Genomic DNA, 2,881 nt, shown 5'->3' with positions numbered 1-2,881 from the left:
CGACAGAAAGCAACCACTGGCAGCTAACGCTGGAAAGGCTCTACAGTCGCAAAGCACAAGAACGATGTCAGGAAGAAGGCAACCCATATAAGTTTCGAGCTGTAGCTGCCGCAATCCAAGATATGCTAGGTGAACAAACTCGATAGCTTGTCGCTTTCTTTATTACAAGTTACAAATCGGGTCGGTCCTGCTAAGCTACGCTGAACAAGAGTCACTTGAGCGATTTCATGATGCAGTGAACAGTTTTCGCTGCTGTGCAAAGCGCAACAAACGCCGGCAGGCTAACCAGGAGATAGGGTTGATTAGCGACAGCGCACATTCTCTATATATGCGATCGCAGTCCTTACCTGCTACTGAGGGTACTGCACAAGAAACTTTTGCTGAGCAACATGCTCAGGGAATTACTGTATACCTGAGACAGCATTCTAGTCTGTCGGAACTGACTGCTGTTGAGCTTTATCAACAGCTACTCGAAATATACGGAGAAAAGCTTGATCAGGAGATTACTAGCGACACAATCTTGACAGATATAAAAAATCTGGTTCAAGAACAGTTTGATCAAGATTGTCTTTGGCAAACAATCGCTCAAGAAATTTGGGCTAATCTAGTTCTTCGGGCGACCCAAGAAGTACAGCGAGATTTGGGAGCAGAATTCCTAGATTCTCTAGACTGGGAAGAATTTAACCAAATTCTAAAACAATATTTGTTTAGCCCAAATACATTCAACTTAGAACAGCGAATTCACAATCTTGAAGAGCATTATGCTCACACCCTAGCGCTCAAAATCATTCAAGATTTAGATCTTGAAAGTCAGTCAGTTGCAGCGCTAAAACGACAGTTCAAAATCAAATCCTATATTGTTTCATCTCCGACAGCGGCTGCAGAGACAGAACTAAATCAGACAGGTCCTATTACAGAAATTGCCAGCGACTTCCCGATTTTGTGTCGTGAAACTGATGCAGGCGAAATTTCTTTTTCAGACAAATTTCAGTCAGACTTGTGGCAGTCTGATACTCGCGGAATTGCCTATCTCCGCTATCACGCCAAGCATAATCGCAACAACTATTTAGAGCACTACATCACCAGTGCTGGTGAAATTAAAACTTTGCCCTGGGAAGCTACTGAGCAAATCATCAACAAATTTGGGTTACATGCGGCAAAGGTTCAGCTGATTTTGGCCGCTCACGCAGCCCAGCAGCCTTCTCCGTGGCAAAGCACTTTCACACTCACTGCCAGCGAGATTGCTAAAGCCTTAGACTGGGACTGCCGAACTCCTAAATCAGGTGCAGTCTGTCGTAGCCGTATTGCCAGCTTAGTTTATGCGCTCTCCTGTCTACTAATAAAGGTAGTTTGGCTCAATAGTCCATCTAGTTCTAAACAGGCTGTTCAGACGCCGGTGAGTAAGCTTTGGGAAGCTCTAATCAGTCCTGTTGGCGAATTTGATTGGACAACGGGGCGAATTGAATCTTCGAAGGAGATTCGATTTGTGATTAGACCAGGACTGTGGATTTCCGATTTCACAGAGAAATCCGACGCATCTGCCTGGCAATCTCTTCAGCAATTCGGGCAGGTAGCTTTAACACTATTGAGACTTGATGCCTATCGCAACGAGCTAATACTGCGCTTAGTTTTGTATTTGATGCTGGGCTTGCGTCTGCGGGCCAGCGATTCTAATCCATATGAATATGAAGTGGGTGCTCTGTTAAAAGCGGCTTTGTCTGCAGATGCTATTCAGGCAGCAGAGAGTGATCTTGAGCAGGGACAACAGCTTTTCGAGCAATGGACTCAGGCATTAACCATTCTTGAGCAATTGGGCTGGTCAGCTGAAAACAATAACGCTTGTCCGGCTACTGCTACTGCGGGAGGCGTCAGTCTTTATGCAACTCCCTATCCCAAATGGCTCGATCTGACTCAGAACATGAGAAAGCCAAGAGGATGGGTTCATAACTGGCTACAGCAGAGGCTTATCATCAAGCCATTTTGGGAATCTAGCTTGCTTGAGTGAAGACTGCTTTTTGATATTTTCAGCATCTTTAGTCAGGCACAATAGAGAATTTTGTTAAAAACACTTTACAAAAAGACATATTTTTGCTACAGTTACATTAGTGGACAAGTAACAAATCTTTAGTTGTTTGTTCCAACATACATATTTGTTTCAACGCAAACGCAATAATTCATCATGACAACGACACTACAGCAGCGCCAAAGCGCTAACCTGTGGGAGCAGTTTTGTCAGTGGATCACCAGCACCGAGAACCGCCTTTACATTGGCTGGTTCGGCGTCCTGATGATTCCGACTCTACTCGCTGCCACCACCTGCTTCGTCATCGCCTTCATCGCGGCTCCGCCGGTTGACATCGATGGCATCCGTGAGCCGGTAGCCGGATCACTGATGTACGGCAACAACATCATCTCCGGTGCGGTTGTTCCTAGCAGCAACGCCATCGGTCTGCACTTCTACCCCATTTGGGAAGCCGCTTCTCTAGATGAGTGGCTCTACAACGGCGGTCCTTACCAGTTCGTCATCTTCCACTTCCTCATTGGCGTCTTCTGCTACATGGGCCGCGAGTGGGAACTGAGCTACCGCTTGGGTATGCGTCCTTGGATCTGCGTTGCTTACTCTGCGCCTGTAGCAGCAGCATCAGCAGTCTTCCTGATTTATCCTTTGGGCCAAGGTTCATTCTCTGACGGTATGCCTCTGGGTATCTCTGGTACGTTCAACTTCATGTTCGTCTTCCAGGCAGAGCACAACATTCTGATGCACCCCTTCCACATGCTGGGAGTAGCCGGTGTGTTTGGCGGAGCGCTCTTCAGTGCGATGCACGGTTCTTTGGTGACCTCCTCTCTGGTGCGTGAGACCACCGAGACCGAGTCTCAGAAC

General features: G+C 46.9%; 2 protein-coding genes. Both read left to right on the top strand.

Going from position 1 to position 2,881, the window contains the following annotated elements; genetic code table 11:
* Nucleotides 1-1,105: 1,105 nt before the first annotated feature.
* Nucleotides 1,106-2,005, top strand: a complete 900-nt coding sequence (locus QJQ48_RS27640) for a hypothetical protein (RefSeq protein ID WP_346294434.1) — start codon at nt 1,106-1,108, stop codon at nt 2,003-2,005.
* 174 nt (nt 2,006-2,179) lie between these two features.
* Nucleotides 2,180-2,881, top strand: a 702-nt coding sequence (locus QJQ48_RS27635; RefSeq protein WP_346294433.1) for a photosynthetic reaction center family protein, incomplete at its 3' end; no start/stop codon positions are given.

Origin of the sequence: Sphaerothrix gracilis Ecp01 (genome assembly GCF_030405905.1) — a bacterium.
GTDB lineage: Bacteria > Cyanobacteriota > Cyanobacteriia > Phormidesmidales > Phormidesmidaceae > Sphaerothrix > Sphaerothrix gracilis.
This window is presented reverse-complemented; position numbering and strand designations above follow the sequence as displayed.